This is a genomic window from Nesterenkonia halobia, assembly GCF_039536005.1.
Lineage (GTDB): Bacteria > Actinomycetota > Actinomycetes > Actinomycetales > Micrococcaceae > Nesterenkonia > Nesterenkonia halobia.
Genome location: NZ_BAAAYG010000010.1, coordinates 18,954 through 42,692, shown reverse-complemented (window position 1 = coordinate 42,692; position 23,739 = coordinate 18,954). Strand labels below are relative to the sequence as shown.

At 71.8% G+C, this 23,739-nt stretch carries 19 protein-coding genes; 10 read left to right on the top strand and 9 right to left on the bottom strand.

Annotated elements, in window-relative coordinates:
* The first annotated feature begins 3 nt into the window (after positions 1 to 3).
* The 8 genes from ABD652_RS11420 (at position 4) to ABD652_RS11385 (ending at position 10,213) form a co-directional block, all read left to right on the top strand.
* Positions 4 to 3,048, top strand: coding sequence for a DNA polymerase III subunit gamma and tau (locus ABD652_RS11420; RefSeq protein WP_344721435.1), 3,045 nt, complete (start codon positions 4 to 6; stop codon positions 3,046 to 3,048).
* Positions 3,049 to 3,190: 142 nt separating this feature from the next.
* Positions 3,191 to 3,787: a recombination mediator RecR gene (gene recR, locus ABD652_RS11415; protein WP_344721433.1), complete on the top strand. Its 597-nt coding sequence runs from the start codon at positions 3,191 to 3,193 to the stop codon at positions 3,785 to 3,787.
* Positions 3,788 to 4,167: 380 nt separating this feature from the next.
* Positions 4,168 to 5,034, top strand: a complete 867-nt coding sequence (locus ABD652_RS11410) for a transporter substrate-binding domain-containing protein (RefSeq protein WP_344721431.1) — start codon at positions 4,168 to 4,170, stop codon at positions 5,032 to 5,034.
* A 125-nt stretch (positions 5,035 to 5,159) separates the two neighbouring features.
* On the top strand, positions 5,160 to 5,993 hold the full coding sequence (locus ABD652_RS11405; protein WP_344721429.1) for an amino acid ABC transporter permease: 834 nt from the start codon (positions 5,160 to 5,162) through the stop codon (positions 5,991 to 5,993).
* Positions 5,993 to 6,712, top strand: coding sequence for an ectoine/hydroxyectoine ABC transporter permease subunit EhuD (gene ehuD / locus ABD652_RS11400; RefSeq protein ID WP_344721427.1), 720 nt, complete (start codon positions 5,993 to 5,995; stop codon positions 6,710 to 6,712). The genes ABD652_RS11405 and ehuD overlap by 1 nt, the downstream gene beginning before the upstream one ends.
* Complete coding sequence (gene ehuA / locus ABD652_RS11395; protein WP_344721424.1) at positions 6,696 to 7,523, top strand: ectoine/hydroxyectoine ABC transporter ATP-binding protein EhuA; 828 nt, start codon at positions 6,696 to 6,698, stop codon at positions 7,521 to 7,523. The genes ehuD and ehuA overlap by 17 nt, the downstream gene beginning before the upstream one ends.
* Before the next feature lie 220 nt (positions 7,524 to 7,743).
* The gene (locus tag ABD652_RS11390; RefSeq protein ID WP_344721422.1) at positions 7,744 to 9,027 is read left to right on the top strand and encodes an aspartate kinase; all 1,284 of its coding nucleotides are present in this window, start codon (positions 7,744 to 7,746) and stop codon (positions 9,025 to 9,027) included.
* A 301-nt stretch (positions 9,028 to 9,328) separates the two neighbouring features.
* Positions 9,329 to 10,213: a 3-methyladenine DNA glycosylase gene (locus ABD652_RS11385; protein WP_344721420.1), complete on the top strand. Its 885-nt coding sequence runs from the start codon at positions 9,329 to 9,331 to the stop codon at positions 10,211 to 10,213.
* A gap of 31 nt (positions 10,214 to 10,244) precedes the next feature.
* Here the strand turns inward: ABD652_RS11385 and ABD652_RS11380 are convergent, their stop codons facing one another.
* Positions 10,245 to 10,838: a TetR/AcrR family transcriptional regulator gene (locus ABD652_RS11380; RefSeq protein ID WP_344721418.1), complete on the bottom strand. Its 594-nt coding sequence runs from the start codon at positions 10,836 to 10,838 to the stop codon at positions 10,245 to 10,247.
* 114 nt (positions 10,839 to 10,952) lie between these two features.
* Here ABD652_RS11380 and ABD652_RS11375 point away from each other — a divergent pair, with 114 nt between their 5' ends.
* On the top strand, positions 10,953 to 11,975 hold the full coding sequence (locus tag ABD652_RS11375) for an NADP-dependent oxidoreductase (RefSeq protein WP_344721416.1): 1,023 nt from the start codon (positions 10,953 to 10,955) through the stop codon (positions 11,973 to 11,975).
* Between the two features lie 121 nt (positions 11,976 to 12,096).
* Here the strand turns inward: ABD652_RS11375 and ABD652_RS11370 are convergent, their stop codons facing one another.
* The 7 genes from ABD652_RS11370 to ABD652_RS11340 form a co-directional block, all read right to left on the bottom strand.
* On the bottom strand, positions 12,097 to 12,744 hold the full coding sequence (locus tag ABD652_RS11370; RefSeq protein WP_344721414.1) for an NADPH-dependent F420 reductase: 648 nt from the start codon (positions 12,742 to 12,744) through the stop codon (positions 12,097 to 12,099).
* A gap of 135 nt (positions 12,745 to 12,879) precedes the next feature.
* The gene (locus tag ABD652_RS11365) at positions 12,880 to 14,304 is read right to left on the bottom strand and encodes a plasmid pRiA4b ORF-3 family protein (RefSeq protein WP_344721412.1); all 1,425 of its coding nucleotides are present in this window, start codon (positions 14,302 to 14,304) and stop codon (positions 12,880 to 12,882) included.
* 35 nt (positions 14,305 to 14,339) lie between these two features.
* Positions 14,340 to 15,113, bottom strand: coding sequence for an SDR family oxidoreductase (locus tag ABD652_RS11360; RefSeq protein ID WP_344721410.1), 774 nt, complete (start codon positions 15,111 to 15,113; stop codon positions 14,340 to 14,342).
* Between the two features lie 129 nt (positions 15,114 to 15,242).
* Positions 15,243 to 15,854: a LysE family translocator gene (locus ABD652_RS11355; RefSeq protein WP_010524392.1), complete on the bottom strand. Its 612-nt coding sequence runs from the start codon at positions 15,852 to 15,854 to the stop codon at positions 15,243 to 15,245.
* An 82-nt stretch (positions 15,855 to 15,936) separates the two neighbouring features.
* Positions 15,937 to 17,661: a formate--tetrahydrofolate ligase gene (locus ABD652_RS11350; protein ID WP_344721406.1), complete on the bottom strand. Its 1,725-nt coding sequence runs from the start codon at positions 17,659 to 17,661 to the stop codon at positions 15,937 to 15,939.
* Complete coding sequence (locus ABD652_RS11345; RefSeq protein WP_344721404.1) at positions 17,658 to 18,587, bottom strand: methylenetetrahydrofolate reductase; 930 nt, start codon at positions 18,585 to 18,587, stop codon at positions 17,658 to 17,660. The genes ABD652_RS11350 and ABD652_RS11345 overlap by 4 nt, the downstream gene beginning before the upstream one ends.
* A gap of 10 nt (positions 18,588 to 18,597) precedes the next feature.
* Positions 18,598 to 19,890 carry a glycine cleavage T C-terminal barrel domain-containing protein gene (locus ABD652_RS11340; RefSeq protein ID WP_344721401.1) on the bottom strand — a complete coding sequence of 431 codons (1,293 nt, stop codon included), beginning with the start codon at positions 19,888 to 19,890 and terminating at the stop codon, positions 18,598 to 18,600.
* 134 nt (positions 19,891 to 20,024) lie between these two features.
* On the opposite strand from ABD652_RS11340, the gene ABD652_RS11335 reads away from it, so the two are divergent.
* Positions 20,025 to 20,906 (top strand): IclR family transcriptional regulator, encoded by an 882-nt coding sequence (locus ABD652_RS11335; protein ID WP_344721399.1) that lies wholly within the window; start codon positions 20,025 to 20,027, stop codon positions 20,904 to 20,906.
* 37 nt (positions 20,907 to 20,943) lie between these two features.
* On the opposite strand, the gene ABD652_RS11330 is transcribed toward ABD652_RS11335, so the two are convergent.
* Positions 20,944 to 23,463: a GcvT family protein gene (locus tag ABD652_RS11330; RefSeq protein ID WP_344721397.1), complete on the bottom strand. Its 2,520-nt coding sequence runs from the start codon at positions 23,461 to 23,463 to the stop codon at positions 20,944 to 20,946.
* Positions 23,464 to 23,739 lie beyond the last annotated feature (276 nt).

The window sequence follows — 23,739 nt, the reverse complement described above, 5'->3', positions numbered from 1 at the left end:
GTCATGTCAGTGAGCACCGCCCTGTATCGCCGCTACCGCCCGGACACGTTCGCCGACGTGATCGGACAGGAGCATGTCACCGCTCCCCTGGTCACGGCGCTGGGCAAGAATTCCGTCTCGCACGCCTATCTCTTCTCCGGCCCGCGCGGCTGCGGCAAGACCACCAGCGCCCGCATCCTGGCGCGCTGCCTGAACTGCGAGCAGGGCCCGACCGGCGACCCCTGCGGCGAGTGCGCATCCTGCCAGGACCTCTCCACCGGCGGCTCCGGGTCGCTGGACGTCATCGAGATCGACGCCGCCTCCCACGGAGGCGTCGACGACGCGCGCGACCTGCGCGAGCGGGCCACCTTCGCCCCGGTGCGCGACCGCTACAAGATCTTCATCATCGATGAGGCCCACATGGTCACCGCCGCGGGCTTCAACGCACTGCTGAAGATCGTCGAGGAGCCCCCGGAGCACATCAAGTTCGTCTTCGCGACGACTGAGCCGGACAAGGTCATCGGCACCATCCGCTCGCGCACCCACCACTACCCCTTCCGCCTGGTGCCGCCGGAGCCGCTGCTGGAGTACCTGCAGCGGCTGTGCACCGAGGAGCAGGTCCCGGTCGACCACGGCGTGCTGCCGCTGGTCATCCGCGCCGGCGGCGGCTCGGTCCGCGACACGCTCTCCGTGCTGGACCAGCTCATCGCCGGATCCGAGGCCTCGGGCATCGACTACGACCGCGCGGTCGCGCTGCTGGGCTTCACCCATGCCAGCCTGCTCGACGACGTCGTCGGCGCCGTCGCCGCGCTCGACGGGGCCACAGCCTTCAGCGTGGTCGACCGCGTCGTGCAGTCCGGCCAGGATCCGCGTCGCTTCGTCGAGGACCTGCTCGAGCGCATGCGGGACCTGATCATCGTCAAGACGATGCCGGACAACCCCGGCGCGATCCTGCGCGGCGTCCCCGACGACCAGATCCGCAGCATGCAGCAGCAGGCCGCCGCCGTCGGCCACGCCGAGCTCTCCCGGGCCGCCGACATCACCGCCCAGGCGCTGACCGACATGGTCGGCGCGACCTCGCCGCGGCTGCATCTGGAGCTGCTGATGGCCCGGCTGCTGCTGCCGCAGGCCGAGTCGGGCGTCTCGAGCCTGGCCTCCCGCCTGGAGCGCATGGAGCGCCGGATGGACTTCGCCTCGGAGGCGGGGATGACACCGGCCGCCGAACCCGGTGCTGCTGAACCCGGTGCTGCTGAGGCCGGTGCTGCCGCGGCTGGTGCTGCTGAGGCCGCGCCGACGCCGTCCGCGACGCCGGAGCCCTCCGACGACGCCGCGTCCGGTGCGACGCCGCCGGCCCAGGAGCCGACGGCCGCGGCCGCAGAGTCCTGGGGCACCGCACCGAGCCGGCCCGAGCCGACGCCCGCGGCAGGCGCCGGCTCCGCCGACGAGTGGGCGACCCCCGGCGTGCCGCGCGCCGCCGAGCACACGGAGGAGCCGCCGGAGGAGCAGGCGGAGGAGCAGGCGGAGGAGCAGACACCCGCCCCCGCGGAGCCGACGACTCCGCAGCAGCCGACGGCCGAGCCGCCGGAGGAGCCTGCTGCCACGCCCGCGGCAGAGCAGGCGCCGGAGCCTCAGCCGACACCGCAGCAGGAGCCGCAGTCTGCCCCGGAGCGGACGCCGGAGCCTGCCCCGGAGCAGCCCGCCCAGGAGAGCGACTCGCGCGTGGAGATGATGCGCCGTGCCTGGCCGGACATCGTCCAGGCGCTGGCGCCGCAGTCGCGCCTGCTGTGGATGCTGATCAAGGACAACGCCTCGGTCGCCGGCTTCGACGGCCGCACGCTGACGCTGCAGTTCATCAACGACGGTGCCCGCTCGACCTTCGCCAACCGGCGCGGCGACCAGGCGCTCAATGCCGCGATCCAGCAGGTGCTGGGGATGCAGGTCAGCTTCGACCTCATCACGGGAGGTGCCCCGCCGGCAGCTGGTTCCTCCCCAAAAGGCCCTAGCCGGCCCACGCCGGCATCCGCCCCCGCCTCGGACGTGTCGACGTCGGCCGCTCCGGCCGGCGCCGAGCCCGCGGCGCCGGCAGCGGAGCCGAAACCGTCCCGGACGCCGCAGCCCGCTGGGGCGCCGGGCGCCGCCGCGCAGCAGCAGACTGCCCAGGAGCCGTCCTCCCCGGAGCCGTCTCCCCAGGAGCCCTCTCCTCAGGGGCCTGACGTGCCCGAGGGCGCACCCGCCTGGGTCGCCGAGGAGACCCCCGAGCCCTACGACGCCGAGCCGGAGCCGCCGCAGGCTCCGCCGTCGCCGCATCCGGCCTGGAACGGCGAGCCCAGCCGCGATCCGGCCGGCGTCGCCGACTCCCCCGACGAGCCCGACGACGAGCCGGTCGACCCCACGGCTCCTCTGACGGCCGAGGCCGCCCCCGCGCCGCCGGAGCAGCCGGCGCCCGTCGCGGCCCAGCACCGGGAGCCGCCGGAGGACCCGGCGCCGTCGGCGTCGTCGGCTCCCGTGGAGCCGCCCGACCAGTCCGGGCCGTCCGACCAGCCCGACCAGTCCGAGGAACCGGTCGACGCCTACCGACCGAGCGACGAGAAGCCGCCGATCCCGGTGTTCGCCCGCCGCGCGCCCGCGTCGTCGTCGGCGTCAGCATCGGCGTCGACGGCAGGCCCAGGCAGCCCGGGGGCATCCGCAGGCCATCCTGAGGCGGCACCCGCCGACCAGGGTGCCGAACAGCAGTCCGCCGGCGCCTCAGGCCGCATCGCGGCGATCAAGCAGCGCATCGCCCAGCGGCAGGACGCCCCGGACGACTGGAACGCCGCCCCTCCGCCGCCCGACCCGATGGATCCGCAGGGGCCGCCGCCGGACGACGAGCAGGCCGCCCCGGCGGGGCACACCCCCGCCGGTTCCGCGGCGTCGCCCGCCGGGGCCCCGGCACCGGCCGAGGACGTCGAAGAGGTCCCCAGCGACGACGACATCCCCGTCGAGGAGTCCAGCGTCTTCGGGCGCAAGGCCCTGGAGCGCCTGCTGGACGCCACGCTCATCGAGGAGCGACGCCTCGACGAGGGTTCCTGACCGGGGACGCGCTCCACTCCGGGAGCATCGCGTCGACCGTCGGCATCGCACCGGACGGCAGTAGACTGGACGACGCCGCCCGGACCGCCTGCGCAGTCCGGCACACTGCCCGACCGCTTGCTGAGAAAGGCGCTGCCCCACCGTGTACGAGGGTGCTGTCCAAGAGCTGATCGACGAGCTGGGCCGACTGCCCGGCATCGGGCCGAAGTCCGCCCAGCGCGTGGCCTTCCACATCCTGGAGGCCGACTCCGACGACATGAAGCGGCTGGCCGAGGCCATCGTCTCCGTGAAGGAGAAGGTGAAGTTCTGCCAGATCTGCTTCAACGTCTCCGAGGAGGACACCTGCCGCATCTGCCGCGATGCGAGCCGGGACCGCAGCGTGATCTGCGTGGTCGAGGAGTCCAAGGACGTCATGGCCATCGAACGGACGCGCTCCTTCAACGGGCTGTACCACGTGCTCGGAGGCTCCATCAATCCGATCGCCGGCGTCGGCCCGGAGCAGCTGCACGTCCGCGAGCTGCTCAGCCGGCTCTCCGACGACGAGGTCCAGGAGGTCATCGTCGCCACCGATCCGAACCTGGAGGGCGAGGCGACGGCCACCTACCTGGTCCGCACCCTCGGCCCCATCGGCATCGACCTCACGCGACTGGCCTCCGGACTGCCGGTCGGCGGCGATCTCGAGTACGCCGACGACGTCACCCTCGGACGCGCCTTCGAGGGACGCCGCAGCCTCTCCTGAAGGGCGCGGCTGCTCCACCGGCGAGGGAGTGCCGCAGCCGGTCCCGGACGGCACGCTCCAGAACGTTATCCAAGCGTGATGGGCGATTCGCTCGCAGACCTCGCTCAGGAATTCCTCCCCACTTAGGTGCGGCGCCAGCCGCCCGGCCTCGCAGGAATCTGGCGAGATCCACTTCATATCACGATCATTTTTCCCGTTGCATTGTTCGTCGACCGCCAGGGGCCGGCTGCTAATCGTCGGCGGGCGAATGCAGTTTCCTTTTCCTTTATGGGTCACTACCGTGTGGTGCACCCGCGCAGCCCGGCCCTCGCACCCCGAGCTCGCGGAACACTCGCACACCAGAGGATGAGGTATCTGACGCAATGGGCACGAAGACTTCCATGGCTGTGAAGGCCGGCGCGTTCACCGCGACGGCGCTGCTCGCGCTGACCGCCTGCGGCGGCGGAGACGACGGCGACTCCGAAGCAGGCTCCGACGAGGACGTCCTCGACGTCGCCGTCTTCGGCGAGGAGCCCTACTCCTGGCTCGACGAGAACGGCGAGCCGACCGGCGCCACCATCGCCGTCGCCGAGCGGATCTTCGGCGAGGAGATGGGCTATGAGCTCGACGCCCAGCAGACCGAGTGGGACAACCTCATCCCCGGACTGAACGCCGGCAACTGGGACGTGGTCTCGGCCGGCATGTCCATCAACCCCGACCGCTGTTCGGAGGCGGACTTCGGCGCGCCGGAGCTGGTCTACACCACCGCCCTGCTGACCGAGGAGGGCAACCCGCTCGACGTGCAGAACTTCGAGGACCTGCTCGAGGCCCAGGAGTCCGGCGAGGGGATCGACGTCGTCGCGCTGAGCTCCGGCGTCGAGATGGGCTGGCTCGAGGAGCTGGGCGTCGAGGCCGAGGGCGTGGGCAGCGCGGAGGACGGCATCGACTTCGTCGACGGCGGCCGCGCCGACGTCTTCGCCCTGACCGCCATCTCGCTGGAGACCATGGCCGGCGACATGGAGGGCCTCGAGGTCACCGATCCCTTCTCGCACACCGTCTCAGTGGGCGCGCACACCTTCCGTCCCGAGGACGACGAGCTGCGCGAGGAGTTCAACGAGCACCTGACCGAGCTGAAGGAGTCCGGCGAGTACCTGGAGATCGTCGGCGAGTTCGGCTTCACCGAGGCCGAGATGCCGGACCTGGAGATGACCGCCGACGAGCTCTGCGAGGGAGACACGGAGGCCCTGGAGGAGAAGTACCTGGACTGATCCGCGCAGACCCGCACGGCACTCCGCTGACCACGGCGGCCAGTGTTCGGACCATCCCGAACGCTGGCCGCCGGCTGGTGCGGCGAGCACCGGGCACCTCCGACTGAAGGGGCACCACTCGCACGATGGACTGGCTCGACGAGCAGCGCGCGAACTTCGAGGCGCTGGGCAACTTCTCCGACCGCATCCTCGACGGTCTGATCACCACTGTCCAGCTGACCGTCATCTCCGGCCTGCTGGGCTTCGTCATCGCCGTCGTCCTGGGGCTCATGGCCGGCAGCCGGAGCCTCTGGCTGCGCGGCCCCGCCCGGGTGCTCATCGAGTTCTTCCGCGGCATCTCGCTGCTGGTGCTGCTCTTCTGGCTGCTGTACGTGCTGCCGCTGTTCTGGATCAAGTACGACATCACGCTGCCGGCGCCGCAGGACAACACCTTCGCCACCGCGGCCATCGCCCTGGCGATCAACTACGGGGCCTACGGCGCCGAGGCCGTCCGCTCCGCGCTCACCTCCGTGCCGCAGGGACAGTGGGAGGCGACGACGGCGCTGTCGATGTCCTGGCCGCATAAGATGCGCCGCATCATCTTCCCGCAGGCCTGGGCGCTGATGATCCCCTCGCTGACGAACCTGTGGGTCCACCTGCTCAAGGGCAGCGCGATCGTCTCGATCGTCCCGGAGGTCAACGAGTTCACCTTCGAGCTGGACAACCTGCGCCGCCCGACCGACATCTGGTTCTCCCATGCGTTCATCGGCCTGGCCACCTACTTCGTGCTGGCGCTGATCCTCACCCTCGGCATGCAGGCGCTGGAGGCCCGGGCCAAACACAAGCTGGGCCGCGGCCCGTCGCTGTGGGAGATCCTCTCCCCCGACCCGCGCCCGACCCCTCCTGATGCGGCCTCCGCGGCGCCTCCCCGGACGAAGGCCGCGACCACCCGTCCGCGCGCCGGGAAGGAGACCCAGTGATGACGTCGCCGACGCTCGCACAGCACGTCCTGGCGCAGACCGAGGATCCCGGCATCGTCGACGAGACCGGCCCGATCCTCGACTGGGGCTTCGCCGCCGAGATCTTCCCCGAGATGCTCATGGCCTTCCTCAGAGTCACCCTCGTGGTGACGGTGGTGGGCACGATCGTCGCCGCCGTGCTCGGCCTGTTCATCGCCATCCTGATCCTCGTGCTGCCCAAGCCGCTGGCCTGGGTCGTGCGCTGGGCGGCCAACTTCATCCGGATGACGCCGATCGTGGTCCAGCTGCTCTTCCTCTTCTGGAGCTTCCTGTGGCTGGACCCGATGGTCATCGGCGTCATCGTCTTCGGCGTCCACTACGCCACCTACATGTCCGAGGTCTACCGCGCCGGCATCGAGTCGGTGCCGCAGGGCCAGTGGGAGGCGACGACGGCGCTGTCGATGAGCGCAGTGCGCACCTGGCGCCGGGTGATCATCCCGCAGGCGCTGCGCTCGACCGTCCCGGCGCTGGGCAACTACGCGATCTCGATGTTCAAGGACACCCCGTTCCTCTTCGTGATCTCGGTGCCCGAGATGGTCACCGTCGCCCAGACCATCGGTGCCCAGACCTTCCGGTACAACGAGGCCATCACGATCGCGGGTCTGATCTTCCTGGCCGCCAGCTACCCCACTGCCCTGCTGATCAGTCGATTGGAGAAGCGACTTGCCTACGCCAACTGAGCAGCCGTCGCCGACGCCCGCCGCGACGGCGGCCGCCGAGACCCCCGTCATCGAGTTCCGGGACGTGGAGAAGCGGTTCGGCGACAACGTGGTCCTCAAGGACCTCGACTTCACCGTGGGCCGCGGCGAGCGCGTCACCCTGATCGGGCCCTCCGGCTCGGGCAAGACGACCATCCTGCGGCTGGTGATGACGCTGGAGGAGCTCACCGGCGGCTACATCTTCGTCGACGGCGAGCCGCTGACCCACGAGGAGCGCGACGGCCGCCGGGTGCCGGTGTCGAAGAAGCACCAGAAGAACCTGCGCACCCGCATCGGCATGGTCTTCCAGCAGTTCAACCTGTTCCCGAACATGACGGTGCTGGAGAACATCGTCGAGGCCCCGATCCACGTGCTGGGCCGGTCCAAGCAGGAGGCCGTCGCCAAGGCCCACGACCTGCTCGAGCAGGTGGGCCTCTCCGACAAGGCGCACGCCCACCCGACGTCGCTCTCCGGCGGCCAGCAGCAGCGCGTGGCCATCGCCCGCGCGCTGGCCATGGACCCGGAGATCCTGCTGCTCGACGAGGTCACCTCGGCCCTGGACCCGGAGGTCGTCGGCGAAGTGCTGAACATCCTGCGCCGCGTCGCCGAGACCACCGATGTGACCATGCTGATCGTCACCCACGAGATGAGCTTCGCCCGCGACGTCTCGCACAAGGTGATGATGTTCGACGGCGGCCACGTCGTCGAGTCCGGCCCGCCGGAGAAGATCTTCTCCGAGCCCGACCATGACCGCACCAAGGCCTTCCTCGGCGCCGTGCTCCGGGACACCTGATCCCCACCAGACCTGCCCGGTCCCACGCCTCGGCGACCCCTGCCCGGGTGCCGGCCCCCGTGCCGGCCCGCCGCGCCGTCGTCGACCCCGGTGACCCCGCCCCGCGGCGGGCGATCCACTCTGTGAGACCGGGCACCGCGTCGTGCCCGACCCCCGGGCGCGCTCGTAGAATCGAACAAGTCCGCGAGATGACCCTGTACGGGAGTGAGACAACAACCCCATGAGCCTGATCGTCCAGAAATACGGCGGTTCGTCGGTCGCCGATGCCGAGAGCATCAAGCGTGTGGCCCGACGAGTCGTCGAGACCAAGCGAGCCGGCCACCAAGTGGTCGTCGTGGTCTCCGCGATGGGAGACACCACCGACGAGCTGCTCGATCTGGCGGCCGCCATCGCCGACGCTCCTCCCTCCCGCGAGATGGACATCCTGCTGTCCTCGGGCGAGCGCATGTCCATGGCCCTGCTGGCCATGGCGATCCACGAGCACGGCGAGACCGCCCAGTCGTTCACCGGCTCCCAGGCCGGCATGATCACCGACACCTCGCACGGCAAGGCGCGCATCATCGACGTCAGCCCGGACCGCGTCCAGGAGTCCCTGGACACTGACCACATCGGCATCGTGGCAGGCTTCCAGGGCGTCAGCAGCGAGTCCAAGGACATCACCACCATGGGCCGCGGCGGCTCAGACACCACCGCCGTCGCCCTGGCCGCGGCGCTGAACGCCGACGCCTGCGAGATCTACACCGACGTCGACGGCGTCTTCACCGCCGACCCGCGCGTGGTGAAGTCCGCGCACAAGATCGACCAGATCTCCAGCGAGGACATGCTGGAGATGGCCGCCGCCGGGTCGAAGGTGCTCCACCTGCGCTCGGTCGAGTACGCCCGGCGCTTCGGCGTGAAGCTGCACGTGCGCTCGTCGTTCTCCCAGCACGAAGGCACCTGGGTGCTGCCCGGCCCCGACGACACCATCGCCCTCCAGGAAGGGGAACCCTTGGAACAGCCCATCATCTCCGGCGTCGCCCACGACGACTCCGAGGCCAAGCTGACGATCTCCGGCGTACCGGACGTGCCCGGCAAGGCCGCCGACATCTTCAACCTGATCGCCCAGGCCGGCACGAACATCGACATGATCGTGCAGAACGTCTCCGACGACACGAAGACGACGAACATCTCCTTCACCCTGCCAGGTGCGGACATCGAGAAGTCGGTGCAGATCCTGACGGACAACAAGGAGCAGATCGGCTTCGAGGAGCTGGACTACGTGCCGCAGGTCGGCAAGGTCTCGCTCGTCGGCGGCGGCATGCGCCACCACCCGGGCGTCTCGGCGCGGTTCTTCACCGCCCTGCGCGACGCCGGCATCAACATCGGCCTGATCTCCACCTCGGAGATCCGCGTCTCGGTGATCACCGACATCGAGGACCTGGGCCGTGCGGTGCAGGCGATCCACACCGCCTTCGGCCTCGACGCCGACCAGGAGGCCACGGTCTACGCCGGCACCGGCCGCTGAGGCCGTCCCCGGCTCCACCCGGGCTCCGACCCGCTCCACCCCGCGTTGGCTCTGGAGTTCGGGCCTTAACCCCCTTCGATCCAGAGGGGGTTAAGGCCCGAACTCCAGAGCCATCGTCGTCGGAGCGTCCAAACGCGCGCCGCGCGCCCGCCGCGGTGATCGAGGCAGAATCCCCTCAGACACACGCAGGCGGCAGGTCGATCCCGATCGGGCCGTCCTGCCGCCTGCGCATATGGTGCGAGAGACAATCATGAGTGTAACCCACGTCCCAGCCGAGCTTCAGACTCCTCCCGTTTTCTCCGTGATCCCTGAACACGAGCACCGCGAGCGCGCGGCCGCGCACCAGCGCGCCGTCGCCGGCTATGCCGACGCCTTCCTGGCCCGCCGGCATGCGGGAGAGAAGCACCCCGTCGAGGACTTCCTGTTCACCTACTACTCGCACTCCCCCGGCCAGCTCTCCCGCTGGCACCCCGGCGCCGGGATGGTCCTCGAGGGCGCCGGAGCCTCGGAGGCGGCGGGCTGGAAGTTCTACACCACTGTCGACGACGGCACCGCGGCCGGCGGGGCGACGGTCGACGTCGGGCGCTTCCGTGAGGAGCGCGCCTCGATGATCGGCTTCGCCCGGCGGCTGCTCAGCGCGACGGCGGCCCGGCCGGCACAGCTGGGCTGCTTCGGGCTGCACGAGTGGGCGATGGTCTACCGCTCCGAGCAGCACGGTCAGCGCCACGATGAAGTGCCGCTGCGGCTGGGCGCGGCCGGCACCGACGCCGTCGTCGAGGAGCAGAACATCCGCTGCACGCACTTCGACGCCTTCCGCTTCTACACACCCTCGGCCCGGCCGCTGAACGCGCTGCAGCCCACCCGCGAGACGCAGGTGGAGATGGAGCAGCCGGGCTGCCTGCACGCGAACATGGACCTCTACAAGTGGGCCTACAAGCTGATCCCGGCAGTCAGCGCAGATCTGCTGCTGGACTGCTTCGATCTGGCCTGGCGCATCCGCGAGCTGGACATGCGCGCCTCGCCCTACGACCTCTCCGACTGGGGCTATGAGCCGGTGCGCATCGAGACCCCGGCAGGCCGGGCGGAGTACGCCCGCGCGCAGCGGGGCTTCTCCGAGGAGGCGCAGCGACTGCGCGAGCGGCTGCTGGCGGTGCTCGACGCCGTCGACGAGCTCGCCGAGGCCTGAGCGACCGCCCGGACAGACCGCCCCGAGCGGCTCAGATCATCGCGCGGGCGGCGTCGACGCAGCGCAGCGCCGCGGCGTGGTCGACGCGGGTCAGCGCGAAGGCTGAGGTCACCAGGGAGGCGCAGGCCTCGGCGTCGCGGTCCAGCAGCTCCGGCTCCGGCTCGCCGTCGCCCGCTCCGCGGCCTGCCCGCGCGGCGGCCAGGCCGCGGCGCATCGCCGCGCGCAGCTCCGCGCGATAGGCGGCCACCTGCTCGGCCACTGCATGCTGTCGGCTGATCGGGGCCGAGGCGGCGTTCATCAGCAGGCACCCGTGCCGCCCGGGATCAGAGGCGGCGTCGGCCAGCGCCTCGCGCAGACCGTCCAGGTAGGCCGCCAGCGCTCCGGCATCCACCGGATCCTGCTGCATCGGGCGCAGCCGCGGACGGATGACCTCGTCGAGGTAGCTCTCCACGCAGGCGTCGAAGAGCCCCCGCTTGCTGCCGAAGGCCTGATAGATGCTCGAGCGCCCGAGTCCGGTGGCACGCTCCAGCTCGGGCACCGAGGCCTGCTCGTAGCCGTGCTCCCAGAACACCGAACGGGCGGCGACGACGGCGTCGTCGGTCGCGAACTCCCGCGTGCGTGGCATGGATCCTCCGTTCCGCCCCTTGTGTGATGACTGGTCCAGAATATACTGGAACAGTCATTCCAGAAAGACTCGCCGGCGCCGCCTCCCCGGTCCGGCCCAGAAAGGCGGACACTCATGTCGTCCACGAATGCCAGCACCAGCACCCAGATCCAGCTGGTCAGCCGTCCCGCCGGCTGGCCGACGCCGGAGAACTTCCGCACAGTCGAGGTCGAGCTGCCCGATCTCGGCGAGGACGAGGTCCGCGTGGCCAACGAGTTCATCTCCGTCGACCCCTACATGCGCGGCCGGATGAACGACGTGAAGAGCTACGTCCCGCCCTTCGCCCTGGAGGAGACGATGACCGGCGGCGCCGTCGGCCGCGTCGTCGCCTCCCGCTCCGCGGATCTTCCGGTCGGCACGCCGGTGCTGCACCAGCTCGGCTGGCGCGACGTCGCCCAGGCCGAGGAGAGCGCCTTCCGCCCGGTCGCCGAGATCGAGGGCGCCCCGCTCTCGCTGCATCTGGGCGTGCTGGGCATGACCGGCCTGACGGCCTACGTCGGCCTCACCCGCATCGCCGGGCTGCGCTCCGGCGACACGGTGTTCATCTCCGGCGCCGCCGGCGCCGTGGGCTCGACGGCGGGCCAGATCGCCCGGCTGCTCGGCGCCGAGCGGGTCATCGGCTCGGCCGGATCGGCGGAGAAGGTCGAACTGCTGACCTCGAAGTACGGCTTCGACGCCGCGGTCAACTACAAGGACGCCCCGATTCGCGAGCAGCTGCCGGACCACGCCCCCGACGGCGTCGACGTCTTCTTCGACAACGTCGGCGGAGACCACCTGGAGGCGGCGCTGGACGTGATGAACACCGGCGGCCGCCTGGCGCTGTGCGGGGCGATCGCCAGCTACAACGCCGAGGCTCCGACTCCCGGTCCGGACAACCTCAGCGCGCTGATCACCCGCAGCCTGCGCATGGAGGGCTTCACGCTCGGCGGGCACTTCGACCTGGCCGGCGAGTACTCGCAGCGCATGGCCGAGTGGTTCGCCGCCGGGGAGATCGCCTATGACGAGACGGTGGTCGACGGGATCGAGCACGCCGTCGACGCCTTCCTGGGCATGATGCAGGGCAGCAACACCGGCAAGATGGTCGTCCGCACCGCCTGAGCCGCCGCCCCGGACACGATGACTCTGTGGAAAGCGTGGGAATGTCCGAGCATTCCCACGCTTTCCACAGAGTCATCGCCGGCCGATCAACGCCGGCGAGTCATCGCCGGCGGGGGAACGCTCAGACGCGGGCTGTGTCGCGCTCGAGCACCTCGCGCATCTGCGCGGCGGTGTGCCGGCCGGTGAAGATCTCCGAGCCGTTCTCGAAGGCCCGGCCGGCGGCCAGCTCGCCGGCGTCGACGACGTCGAAGCCCAGGCTGTCGACGAAGCCGGACACCAGAGCCTTGGCGGCGGCATCGTCGCTCGCCACGCCCAGTGCGCGGCGATCCTCCGCACCGGCAGGCTTCGCCTCGACCTCGAGCTCGCCGTAGCCGATGTGGTTCAGCGTCTTGACCAGGCGCACATCGCCGAGGAGCTCCCCGACGACCTCGGATGTGGAGCGGGTGCCGTCGAACTCGGCGAGGAAGCCGTCGACGCCGACCCAGTAGTTCATCGCGTCGACGACCACCTTGCCCTGCAGTGCCGAGGCGTCGATGCTGCGGTGCTTGTTCAGCGGCACCGCGACGATGACCAGGTCGGCGTCGGCGAAGTCCTGCGGATCCGCGGCCGTGGCACCGGGCACGACGACCTCGGTGAGCAGGCGATTCTCCTCGGCCGGTCGGCTGGTGGCGATCTTCACCGTGTGGCCGGCACGCACTGCCTGGCGTCCGACGGCGGTGCCCACGCGGCCGGCCCCCAGGACCCCGACGGTCAGCTGCTCTCCGCTCATCACCTGCTCCTCCCATCGTGGATGCGGAGGGTGGCGCAACGACCCTCCGCAAGTATTCTCGATTTGAAATAACAGGGGAACCCGCCGCGGCATTCCCGGTCCCGGCGTGGCGTCGGCGACATGCCTCCCCCGATCTCAGGGGGCGGCCGGCGCGTCCAGATGCAGGGCCTCGCGGGCCAGCGCCACCACCGCCGGGTCGAAGAACTCCACGCCCGAGTCGGCCTCTCGAGAGCGTCGGTGCTCGCCGACCTCGGCCAGCAGATGACTCGGACTGTGGATGACGCTGTGCCGCACCGAGGGTGGCAGCACCTCCCCGTCGGGCCCGGTCCACAGCATGGCCTCCAGCAGCCGGGGCACCTCGGAGAGGTCCGCCGCCGACTCCCCGGAGTCGGCGATGACCAGCAGCTCGACGCGGGCGACGTCGTGCTCGAACTCGTCGCCGTCCGCAAGGGGCAGCGCGGACGCCAGCTGATCCCAGAGCACCTCGACGTCGTGCTGAGCGGCCCGGCCCACCTGGGTCAGGCGCAGCTCTCCCCGATGGCGGTGCAGCAGCCCGAACCGCTGCATCATCCGGCGGAAGTGCAGCACCGGAATCGTCCCCTGTTCACGGTTCTTCTTCCCGATCCACTCCCGCGCCGAGGGGATCACCTCGGCCGCGGCGGAGACCGCGTCCGGGGCCATCCACCCGGCGGCGGTCAGCGGGATCCCCTCAGCGGCCCGGTCGAGGAACCACTGATGCGGAACCAGCGCGGCCTCCTTCTCCCGGCGTGCGGGCGACGGCGCCGGCCGCGCGGCGAGCGCGCCGATCCGGCGACGCAGCCGCGCCCCGGGCAGCCGGAACCCGACCCGGTCGACGAGCTCCTCCATCATCGGCGGAAGCCGCGGACCGGGCTCCGGGACCTGGTCGTCCAGCAGCGCGTTGACCTCGTCCGCGTCGAACTCCTCCGGATCGTCCAGCAGCTCGGCCAGCTCCTCGTCCGTGGCCCCTCGGGAATCCTCGGGAGGGGCCGCACGACGACCGCCGAGGCAGACCGCCGGCATCGCCTCCGGCTCGAGCTCCAGCACCTTCTCCAGTCGGATGCGCAGTCGCCAGCCGTCGCCGTAGTCGTACATGTAGTGCAGTCGATCGCCCGGAGCTGCCAGCGTCTCGTCCAGACGCACGTCCTCCTCCGGGATGCCGCCGTCGCCCTCGTCGACGTCGAACGGACAGAGGAACTCCTGGCCGCGGCCGAACACGCCATCGCCGATCGCGAAGCGATGCAGGTGATAGTCGTCCCAGAAGAAGGCCGCCTGCAGGATGGAATGGACCACATCGAGAGACAGATCCGACCGCAGGTCCAGTCGCCTCCAGATCGGCGGCTTCGCCTCGGCGAGATCCACCCGCACCCGGTAGAGGCAGGGCTCGTCCCGGCGCGGCCGCCGCAGCTCGGGCTGCGGGCGCGGCTCCAGGACACTCGGCCACCCCGGCGGCAGGCCCGGACCTGGGACCTCCCCCTCCCGAGGATCGACGCCCAGCTGATCGAGCATCTGTCGAAGCAGTTCGTCCGAGTTCCGCGTCATGGCCCCAGGGTACTGGTCGACAGAATCGCCGCGACTCAGCCGCGGGAGGCCAGCCATTCGGACGCCGTCGTGGAGGTGACGACGTCGGGCTCCAGCGGCAGCAGCGAGCCGTCCCCCAGCGGAGTGCCGCCCAGCGGCAGACGCACCACCCGGCGCACGCCGCCGGGCCCGCCGCTCCGACGACGGGCCACCACCCGCCGCGCCAGCTCGGCGATGTCGAGCACATCGGGGCCGCAGACCTCGAGCAGCCGCGGCGGATCCGCGGCGAGCGCCTGGTCGGCGAGCACCTCGGCGACGTCGGCCGCCGCCGTCGGCCGCGCCCGCGCCCCGGGGACCACCGCCGTGCCGCGGCAGGCCAGCATCTGCATCATCTGCTCGGCGAACTCGAACCATTGGGTCGTGCGCACCACGCAGACACCGCGGCCGTGCACGCGCCAGCTCTGCTCCTGGCGCACCTTCGCCCGGTAGTAGGGCATCCACCGGTTCACCGACGGGGCGTCGGCGTTGACGATGGACAGGCACACCACTCGGGCCCCGGCGGCGTCGGCGTCGTCGAGCGCGCCGAGCACCGTGGCCGCGGCCCGGGCGAAGAAGTCGCCGGCCACCCCGGCGGCCGGGGTCTTGCGATCCAGGCAGTCGACCACGGCGTCGACGGCGACGAGCGCGGCGGCCAGCGCGCCGCGGTCCAGCACGTCGACGCCGTCGGCCCGGCTGATCGGCACGACTTCGACGTCGCGACGGCGCAGCGACTCCGCGACGCGCCGCCCCGCAGTGCCGGTGGCGCCCAGTACGGCGATGCGCTGTGTCATGGCTCCTCCTGATCGGCAGGGTCCCACGACCCGGAACCGACGGCCGGGTCACATCCTCGACACCGTGGCATGCGGGGCGCGGCGTCTGCCAGACCCGCCGCCCCGTCGACCGCGCCGGCCCGTCTCAGCTCACTGCAGCGCGACCCGCAGCCCCAGCCCGCCGAGGGCCACTCCGGTGACCGAGTCGAGCACCCGGCGCACGCGTCGGCGCTGCAGCCAGCGGGAGGCGCCGTCGATGACCAGCGCCAGGGTGACCAGCTGGACGATGCCCAGCGCGGGCAGCGTCATGGCCATCGCGCCCAGCCACCAGACCGACATGTCGGCGGTCATGAACTGCGGGAAGAGCGCCAGGTAGAACATCAGCACCGCCGGGTTGGTGATGTTGGTCAGGAATCCCTGCCGGTAGCCGCGGGCGGCGACGCCGGAGGTGTCCACCAGTCCGGAGTACTCGCCGCGCCAGGCCGAGCGCAGCGCCTGCAGCGCCAGCCAGGCCAGATACGCCACGCCGATCCAGCGGATCGTCTGCAGCAGCGGCTGCGACTGGGCGATCAGCACGCCCAGGCCCGCGGCGGTGAGCACGCCCTGGATGCCCACGGCGGTGGTCACCCCGAGGGCGGCGGCCACTCCCCCGCGCCGCCCGCTCATCAGGGAGTTCTTCAGCACCACGGCGACGTCGGCGCCGGGAGTCAGCACGACGGCGGCGGCGATCGCCAGGAAGCTCAGGTAGGCGCTCCATTCCATGACGCCCAGTATGCCGTCCGATGCTGCGACGCCCCAGCGCGCCGAGCATCACTTCCCCGCGCATCCCCGTAAGCCCGGCGGCTCAGAACAGTCCGACGATGTTCCCGTCGTCGTCGATGTCGATGCTCTCGGCCGCCGGGGCCGAGCCCAGCCCAGGCATGGTCTGCATGGTCCCGCAGATCAGGTAGATGAACCCGGCACCGGCGGAGAGCCGCACCTCGCGGACCGGCAGGCGCCAGCCGGTCGGGGCGCCGGGGAGCGTCGGATCGGCCGAGAGCGAGAGATGCGTCTTGGCCACGCAGACCGGCAGCCGGCCGTGACCCTCGGCGATGAACCGCTCCAGCTCCCGCTCGGCCGCCGCGGAGAAGTCCACGCCGTCGGCGCCGTAGACCTCGGTGGCGATCGTCTCGATCTTCTCGCGCAGCGGGGTCTCGTCGCGGTAGAGGAACTGGAACTCGCTGTCCTCCTCGGCGGCCTCGGCGACGGCGTCGGCCAGCTCGGCGGCCCCGGCGCCGCCGTCGGCGAAGTGGGTGGACAGCGCGCAGCGCGCCCCCTCCTCGGCGGCGACCTCGGCGATCGCCCGGTGCTCGGAGTCGTAGTCGGTCGGGAAGGCGTTGACCGCCACCACCGGGGTGACCCCGTGGCGACGGATGATGCGCAGCTGCGCACGCAGGTTCTCCGCACCGAGGCGGACCTCGTCCGGCCGTTCGGCGGTCATCTCCTCGGGCAGCGGCTTGCCGGCGACCACCCGGTGCCGGCCGGAGTGGACCTTCAGCGCCCGCACTGTGGCCACCACGACGGCGACGTCGGGGGTCAGCCCGGAGATGCGGCACTTGATGTTGAAGAAGCGTTCGGCGCCCATGTCCGCGGAGAAGCCGGCCTCGGTGATCAGGTAGTCCCCGCAGCGGCTGCCGATCAGGTCGGCGACGATCGAGGAGTTGCCGGTGGCGATGTTGCCGAAGGGGCCGCAGTGCACCAGCGCCGGCGTCCGCTCCAGCGTCTGCATCAGATTCGGCCGGATCGCCTCGCGCAGCAGCACGGTCATCGCCCCGGCGGCCTTGATGTCCTCGGCGGTGACCGGCTCGCCGTCGCGGGTGCGGCCGACCACGATGCGTCCCATCCGCTTCCGCAGGTCGCGCAGCGAGGTCGACAGCGACAGTGCGGCCATGATCTCCGAGGCCGCGGTGATCTCGAAGCCGGTCTGGCGCACCGGTCCGTGGGCCGTCGGCCCGAGCCCGGTGACGATCTGGCGCAGCGAGCGGTCGTTGACGTCCATCGTCCTCCGCCAGGTCACCTGCTCGGGATCCAGGCCGGAGGGGCTGCCGCGGTGCAGATGGTTGTCGATCATCGCCGCCAGCTGGTTGTGCGCGGCGGCGACCGCGTGCAGGTCGCCGGTCAGATGCAGGTTGAGCCGGTCCATCGGCACCACCTGGCTGTAGCCCCCGCCGGCGCCGCCGCCCTTGATGCCCAGGCTGGGGCCCAGCGAGGGCTGGCGCACGGCGACGACGCCGCGCCGCCCGGTGTGCCGCATCCCCTGGCCCAGGCCCACCGCCGTGGTGGTCTTCCCCTCCCCCAGCGGGGTCGGCGTGATGGCCGTGACCAGCACGTACTTCGCCCGCGGCCGGTCGGCCATCCGCTCGATCGCGGCGAGGTCGACCGTTCCCACGCCGCGGCCGTAGGGCTCGACGAGGTCCTCGTCGAGCCCCATGCTCGCCGTCAGCTCCTCGAGCCGGGCCAGATCGGCCCCGGAGGAGATCGCCAGGCTGTCGGCAGCGGTGGTGCCCCTCTCGTGCGATGTCGTGGTCATGCCGCTCCTCCTTCGTCGAGGCGTTCGAGCTCCTCCAGCTGCGCCAGCAGATCCCGGCGCCGATGCTCGGTCTCCGCGATGGCGTTGAACGTGTAGAAGTGCAGTCCGTCCAGCGGGACCTCCCCCTCGGCCGGCGGCGCCGCCAGCGCCGTCGCCGTGGGGGCGGGATCCCAGCGTCCCGGGGCCACCAGTCGGGCCAGCCCGCCGCCCTGTCCGCCGCGCAGCCGCGAGGTGAGGAAGCGCAGCGAGTCGCCGACGCCGATGCGGCGGCCCACCCGCAGCAGCCGCGAGGTCCCCACCACGCCGGGCAGCCCGGCGACCAGCCGGGCGCTGATGCCGTCGTCGCGCATCGTCGCCGCCCACCCGCGGACGGTCTCGGCGTCCAGGCACATCTGCGAGACCACGACCTCGGCGCGCCGACTCTTCCTGCGCAGCCCGTCGCGCAGCGCCTCCTCCGGGATGCCCGGGTGGCCCTCCGGATAGCCGCCGACGCCGAGCCGCAGCTGCGGGGCCAGCCGGGAGACGGCCTCGAGCAGCTGCTCGCCGTCGCGGAAGCCCGCCGTCGCGCCGTCGGCGCCGGCGTCGGAGTCTCCGCCGACGACGAAGACCTCCTCGATCCCGGCCGCGGCGAGCCGTTCCAGCACTGCGGCCAGCTGGTCCTCGCCGGCGAGGTGCGCGGCGGCAAGATGCGGCACGACGCGATGGCCGCGCCGAGACAGCTCCGCGGCCACCTCGACGGTGGCCTCAGGCCCCTTCGCCGGCGAGGAGGTGACCGTCACCGTGACCTCGGCGGGCAGCCGATCAGTCACCCCCTCGACGACGCCGTCCAGCGGCAGCACCTCGAAGCGCGCCTCGGCCAGCATCGCGCCGAGCCGGCGACGCGTCTCGCGGTCGAGCCCCGACTCAGGGGCCGTGGTGCGCCGCATCCTGATCACCTCATCCCGAGATCGGCGATGCGGACCCGCCGGCGCCCGCGCCGTCGGAGGCCGCGCCGTCGGAGGCCGCGCCGTCGCTGAGATCCTGCTTGGGCGTGTCCTTCGTCGGGTCGACGAAGGGCTTCGGCACCACGACCGCCTGGACCACCCCGGCCGGGGTCTCGACCTCCAGCTCGGTGCCGGTCTCGCTGAGCTCCATCGGGACCATCGCGTAGCCGATGTTCTGCTCCAGCCGCGGCGAGTGGCAGGCCGAGGTGACGTGGCCGACGCGCTCCGCGCCGCGCCAGACCGGGAAGGACTCGATCATCGAGCCGTCGTTGAAGGTGCCCAGCGGCGGACCGCCGATGGTGATGCCGGCCAGCCGCCGACTCACCCCCTCGGCCTTGATCCGGATGAGCGCCTCCTTGCCGATGAAGTCGGCCTCCTGATCCAGGTTGACCATCCAGTCGTAGCCCATCCCCACCTCGAAGGGGTTGGTGTCGACGGTGATGTCGCAGCCGTGGGAGAGGATGCCGGCCTCGATGCGGCGCATGTGGCAGGGCCCGATGACCCGCATCCCGTAGGGCTCGCCGGCGGCCCAGATCGTCTCCCAGAGCCGCACGCCGTCGCGGGAGGCGTTCTTGACGTAGATCTCGAAGCCCACCTCGGCGCTGTAGCCGGTGCGGGAGACGACGACCTCCATGTCGTCCAGGGTGTACTCGGCCAGTCGGTAGTAGCCGATGTCGAGCACCTCGGGCCCGAAGACCGCGGCCATCACCTCGGCCGAGAGCGGACCCTGCACCTGGACCGGGCCGACGTCGGCCTCCCGGATGGTCACGTCCATCCCGGAGTGCAGCGCCACGCCGCGGGCCCAGAGCAGGATGTCGCTGTCGGCCAGCGAGAGCCAGAAGTGGTTCTCCCCGAGCCGCAGCAGGACCGGGTCGTTGAGGATGCCGCCGTCCTCGCCGGTGATGAAGACGTACTTGCACTGCCCCACCGCGCACTTGGACAGGTCGCGCGGGATGAGCATGTTGGTGAATTCGAAGGCGTCGGGGCCGGTGATCTCGATCTGCCGCTCGACGCCGGTGTCCCACAGCGTCACACCCTCGAGCAGCGCCCAGTACTCGGCGACCGGATCGCCGTAGTGCCGCGGGTGGTACGTGTGGTTGTAGACGCTGTACATCGCCACGCCGTGCCGACGGGAGGCCCAGAAGAAGGGGGACTTCCGGATCCGCGGGTAGAGCAGGATCCGGGGGTCCGGGACGACTGGACCGACGCTGTCGGTGGTGGTGGCGGTACCCTCGCTGACCGTCATGGGAACCTCCGCTGGTGTCACATCATCGGGACACCTCCAGCGTGGCACTGTGTCGCGTATCACACAATAGGTTGCGTCATGCGAGACGCCATCTGTTGCTCGCACCCCCGCACCGCGGACTACTCTCGAAGCCCATGAACCCTGCATCCGCCCCCGCCGAGGACCCCGACGACGGCTGGGAGGACGACGCCCGCCGGACTGCGCCGTCGGCCTCCACCGGAGGCCTGGCCGCGGCCGCGCCGACGACCGCCGAGTCCTCGACGACGGTGCGCTCGGTGGACCGCGCGCTGCAGATCCTGCACATCCTGGCCCGCGACGGCGAGGCCACGCTCAGCGCGATGGCCCGCGAGCTGGGCGTGCACAAGTCCACCGTCGGCCGGCTGGTCGAGACGCTGGTCGGCCATGACATGATCGAGCCGCCGACCCGCGCCGACGGCTTCCATCTGGGCGTGGGCTGCCTGCGGCTGGCCAGCGCGACCGCGGCCCGACTCGACATCGGCGTGGAGGCCCAGCCGATCTGCGACCGGCTCTCCGCCGAAGTCGGCGAGACCACCAACGTCGCGATCACCCGCGACGGCGTGGCGATCAATGTCTGCCAGTCCCAGGGCGACTCCGCCGTGGCGATGCGCAACTGGATCGGTCAGCGCACCGCGCTGCATGCGACGTCCTCGGGCAAAGTGCTGCTCGCCCATCTGCCCGCCGACGAGCGGCAGGATGTCGTCGTGGCGGGGCTCGACGCGTTCACCGCACACACCCTCGACGCCGCGCACCTCGACGCGGAGCTCGGCGCCATCCGCGACCAGGGCTTCGCCGAGGCCCTCGAGGAGTACGAGGAGGGGCTCAACGCCGTCGGCGCGCCGGTGCTCGACCACAGCGGCGGGGTCGTCGCCGCGATCAGCGCGGCCGGGCCGGCCTACCGGCTGCCGTCCGAGCGGCTGCCGGAGATCCGCACGGCGGTGCTCCACGCCGCCGCCGAGCTCTCCCGGCGCATGGGGCATCGGGGCGGCGCGGCCTGAGCCCGGGCCCGATCCCCGGACCCGGCCCCGGCTGCGCTCAGCCCTTCATCCGCGCGTGCTCCGGGTCGAACGGCGCCGTCCGCCCGACGGTCAGCACCCGCACCGGCTGGCGGACCGCGAGGATCTCCACGGCCAGCTGCGCGCCGTCGACGGCGACCTCGGGCGGCAGGTAGGCCAGCAGCAGATGCTCGCCCAGCGACGGCGCAGGCCCGGCGCTGGTGACGTAGCTGCGTCGGCCGCGGGCGTCGCGCAGCGGCGAGCCGTCCGGCGCGAGGATCGGTTCGTTGCCGGCGGGGAACCGCGGCTCGGCCGCCCCGGGGCCGTCCATGACCAGCGAGCAGAGCACCGCGGCCGGCTCCTGCTCGCGCACGGCCAGATAGGCCTCCTTGCCGAGGAAGTCTGCGCTCTTCACCCGCGGCAGCGCCAGCCCGGCCTCGACCGGGTCGCGGTCCGGGGCCAGCTCCGCGCCCATCAGCCGGTGGGCCTTCTCCAGCCGGCCGGTGGTGCCGTAGACGCCGGCGCCGGCGGGCACCGCTCCATGCTCACGGCCGGCCTCGGCCAGCGCGTCCCACAGCGCGACGGCGTGCTCGGCGGCGGTGTGGATCTCCCAGCCGAGATCGCCGACGTAGGAGATCCGCACCATCAGCGTCGGGATCCCCGCCAGCGTCACCTCCCGGGCGGCGCCGAAGCCGAATCCGGCGGCGGAGACGTCCTCGTCGGTCAGCGCGGCGACGACGTCGCGGGCCCGCGGGCCCCACAGCCCGATCGCCGAGGTCGCCGAGCTCAGGTCGGTCACCGTCGCCCGGCCGCGGGCCGACTCCGGCAGACGGCGGCGGATCCAGGCCAGGTCGCGCGCGCCGTCGGCGGCTCCGGTGATGATCCGGAAATGCTGCTCGTCCAGCCGCAGGATGGTCAGGTCCGCGCGGAAGCCGCCGCGGGCGTCGAGCAGCGGAGTGTAGATGACCCGGCCGGGCTCCTTGTCCGCATTCGCGACGGCCAGGTGCTGGACCGCCTCCAGCGCCCCGGGGCCGGTCACGTCGAAGACGGCGAAGAAGCTGAGGTCGATCATCGCCGCGCGCTCGCGCATCGCCAGATGCTCGGCCTCGATGATCGGCGACCACCAGCGGGCGTCCCACTCGTGCAGCCGTCGCTCGACGCGTTCGCCGTAGTCGGCCAGCAGGCGTTCGTTGCTGCGGTACCACTGCGGACGCTCCCAGCCGGCGCCCTCGAAGAACTCCGCGCCGAGGGCCTCGGTGCGCAGCTGCAGCGGGCTGGTCCGCGCCGGCCGATGGCTGGCCCACTGCTCGCGCGGATGCACGATGCCGTAGACCTTGGGGAAGCCTTCGGCCGCCCGGGCGCGGGCATGGTGCCGGGTGCGAGCGTGCGGGGCGAAGCGCGTGACATCAGCCCCGTGGACGTCGATCTCGCTGGCCCCGGCCGTCATCCACTCGGCCACGGCCCGGCCGACGCCGGGGGCCTCCTTGATCCAGACCGCAGCGGCCGACCACAGCCCGTCGACCTCGGCGGTCTCGCCGAGCACCGGGGCGCCGTCGGGAGTGATGGACAGCAGTCCGTCGACGGCGTCGACCACGCCGACGTCGTCGCGGTCCACCAGCGTGGGGAACAGCTGCTTCGCATGGGCCAGCTGCGGAGCGAAGTCGGCCTCGCTGAAGGGCATCTCCGTCGGCGAGCGCTGCCCGGGGCTGCCCACCGGCGGGATCTCGGCGGGGTCATGGAGGATCGGCCGGTGGGCGTAGGAGCCGATCTCCAGGTCGGCGCCGCGCTGGCGCTCGTACATCCGCGCGTCCATGTCGCGGACCAGCGGCCGGGAGATGTCCTCCCCCGTCTCGGCGAGCTCGTCGATCGGGCCGACGTCCATCATCTGGTGCACCACCGGGGTCAGCGGCACCGAGGCGCCGGCCAGTGCGGCGATCTGCGGGCTCCAGACCCCGCAGGCGACGACGACCTGCTCGACCTCCACGCGGCCGCGCGAGGTGTGCACGGCCCGCACTCGGCCGCCGTCGACGTCGAAGCCGGTGATCTCGGTCTCGGCGAGCGTGCGCAGCGCGCCGAGCTCCTCGGCGCGGGCGCGCATCAGCTCGCCGGCGCGGATCGGATCGACCACCGCTCCGGTGGGCGTGTGGAAGCCGCCGATGAGCAGGTCCTCGCGGATCCAGGGCACCAGCTCGCGGATGCGCTCCGGCGAGATCAGCTCGGCGTCCACGCCCCAGGCGTGCGCCGAGGTCAGCCGGCGGCGCAGCTCCTGCAGCCGTTCCGGCGTGCGGGCGACCTCGATGCCGCCGCAGCGGATCAGCACGTCGAGCTCGGCGTACTGGCGCATCGAGTCCAGCGTCAGCTCGGTGATCTCCTTGGAGTGGTCCACCGGGAAGACGAAGTTCGACGCATGGCCGGTGGAGCCTCCGGGGTCGGGCAGCGGCCCCTTATCCACCAGCAGGATGTCTCGTCGGCCCAGCTCGGCCAGATGCCGCACCAGGCTGCTGCCCACGATTCCGGCGCCGATCACCACGACCTCGGCGCGCTCCGGGACGGTCTCCATCGCACTCACCCCGCTGCCAGCTCTCCTCGCGGCGGTCGCCGTCGCAGACGGCGACGATGACCCTCCCAGAGTAGCCCGCAGGTGACCCTGATCACCAGGGATTCCGAGCGATCCGCCCCGTCCGCCCCGTCCGCCGGTCACGGCGGCGCGGCCCCGGCGAGACCGTCCCGCACCGGCTCCGCGCGCGGGTCCCACAGCCGGTAGACTCGTCGGGCAAGCTCGCGGAGCGCGCTCCCCGGCGCGTGAGACGGCACCTCTCCGGCGGTCCGCCCCGGT

Excerpts from the sequence above, each read along its gene's own strand:
- ABD652_RS11355 (WP_010524392.1), bottom strand. The coding sequence starts at position 15,854 with ATGGAATGGAGCGCCTACCTGAGCTTCCTGGCGATCGCCGCCGCCGTC.
- ABD652_RS11330 (WP_344721397.1), bottom strand. The coding sequence starts at position 23,463 with ATGGAGACCGTCCCGGAGCGCGCCGAGGTCGTGGTGATCGGCGCCGGA.
- ABD652_RS11390 (WP_344721422.1), top strand. The coding sequence starts at position 7,744 with ATGAGCCTGATCGTCCAGAAATACGGCGGTTCGTCGGTCGCCGATGCC.
- ABD652_RS11410 (WP_344721431.1), top strand. The coding sequence starts at position 4,168 with ATGGCTGTGAAGGCCGGCGCGTTCACCGCGACGGCGCTGCTCGCGCTG.
- ABD652_RS11420 (WP_344721435.1), top strand. The coding sequence starts at position 4 with ATGTCAGTGAGCACCGCCCTGTATCGCCGCTACCGCCCGGACACGTTC.
- ABD652_RS11375 (WP_344721416.1), top strand. The coding sequence starts at position 10,953 with ATGTCGTCCACGAATGCCAGCACCAGCACCCAGATCCAGCTGGTCAGC.
- ABD652_RS11365 (WP_344721412.1), bottom strand. The coding sequence starts at position 14,304 with ATGACGCGGAACTCGGACGAACTGCTTCGACAGATGCTCGATCAGCTG.
- ABD652_RS11380 (WP_344721418.1), bottom strand. The coding sequence starts at position 10,838 with ATGCCACGCACGCGGGAGTTCGCGACCGACGACGCCGTCGTCGCCGCC.
- ABD652_RS11405 (WP_344721429.1), top strand. The coding sequence starts at position 5,160 with ATGGACTGGCTCGACGAGCAGCGCGCGAACTTCGAGGCGCTGGGCAAC.
- ABD652_RS11340 (WP_344721401.1), bottom strand. The coding sequence starts at position 19,890 with ATGACGGTCAGCGAGGGTACCGCCACCACCACCGACAGCGTCGGTCCA.
- ABD652_RS11335 (WP_344721399.1), top strand. The coding sequence starts at position 20,025 with ATGAACCCTGCATCCGCCCCCGCCGAGGACCCCGACGACGGCTGGGAG.
- ehuD (WP_344721427.1), top strand. The coding sequence starts at position 5,993 with ATGACGTCGCCGACGCTCGCACAGCACGTCCTGGCGCAGACCGAGGAT.
- ABD652_RS11360 (WP_344721410.1), bottom strand. The coding sequence starts at position 15,113 with ATGACACAGCGCATCGCCGTACTGGGCGCCACCGGCACTGCGGGGCGG.
- ABD652_RS11345 (WP_344721404.1), bottom strand. The coding sequence starts at position 18,587 with ATGCGGCGCACCACGGCCCCTGAGTCGGGGCTCGACCGCGAGACGCGT.
- ABD652_RS11350 (WP_344721406.1), bottom strand. The coding sequence starts at position 17,661 with ATGACCACGACATCGCACGAGAGGGGCACCACCGCTGCCGACAGCCTG.
- ABD652_RS11370 (WP_344721414.1), bottom strand. The coding sequence starts at position 12,744 with ATGAGCGGAGAGCAGCTGACCGTCGGGGTCCTGGGGGCCGGCCGCGTG.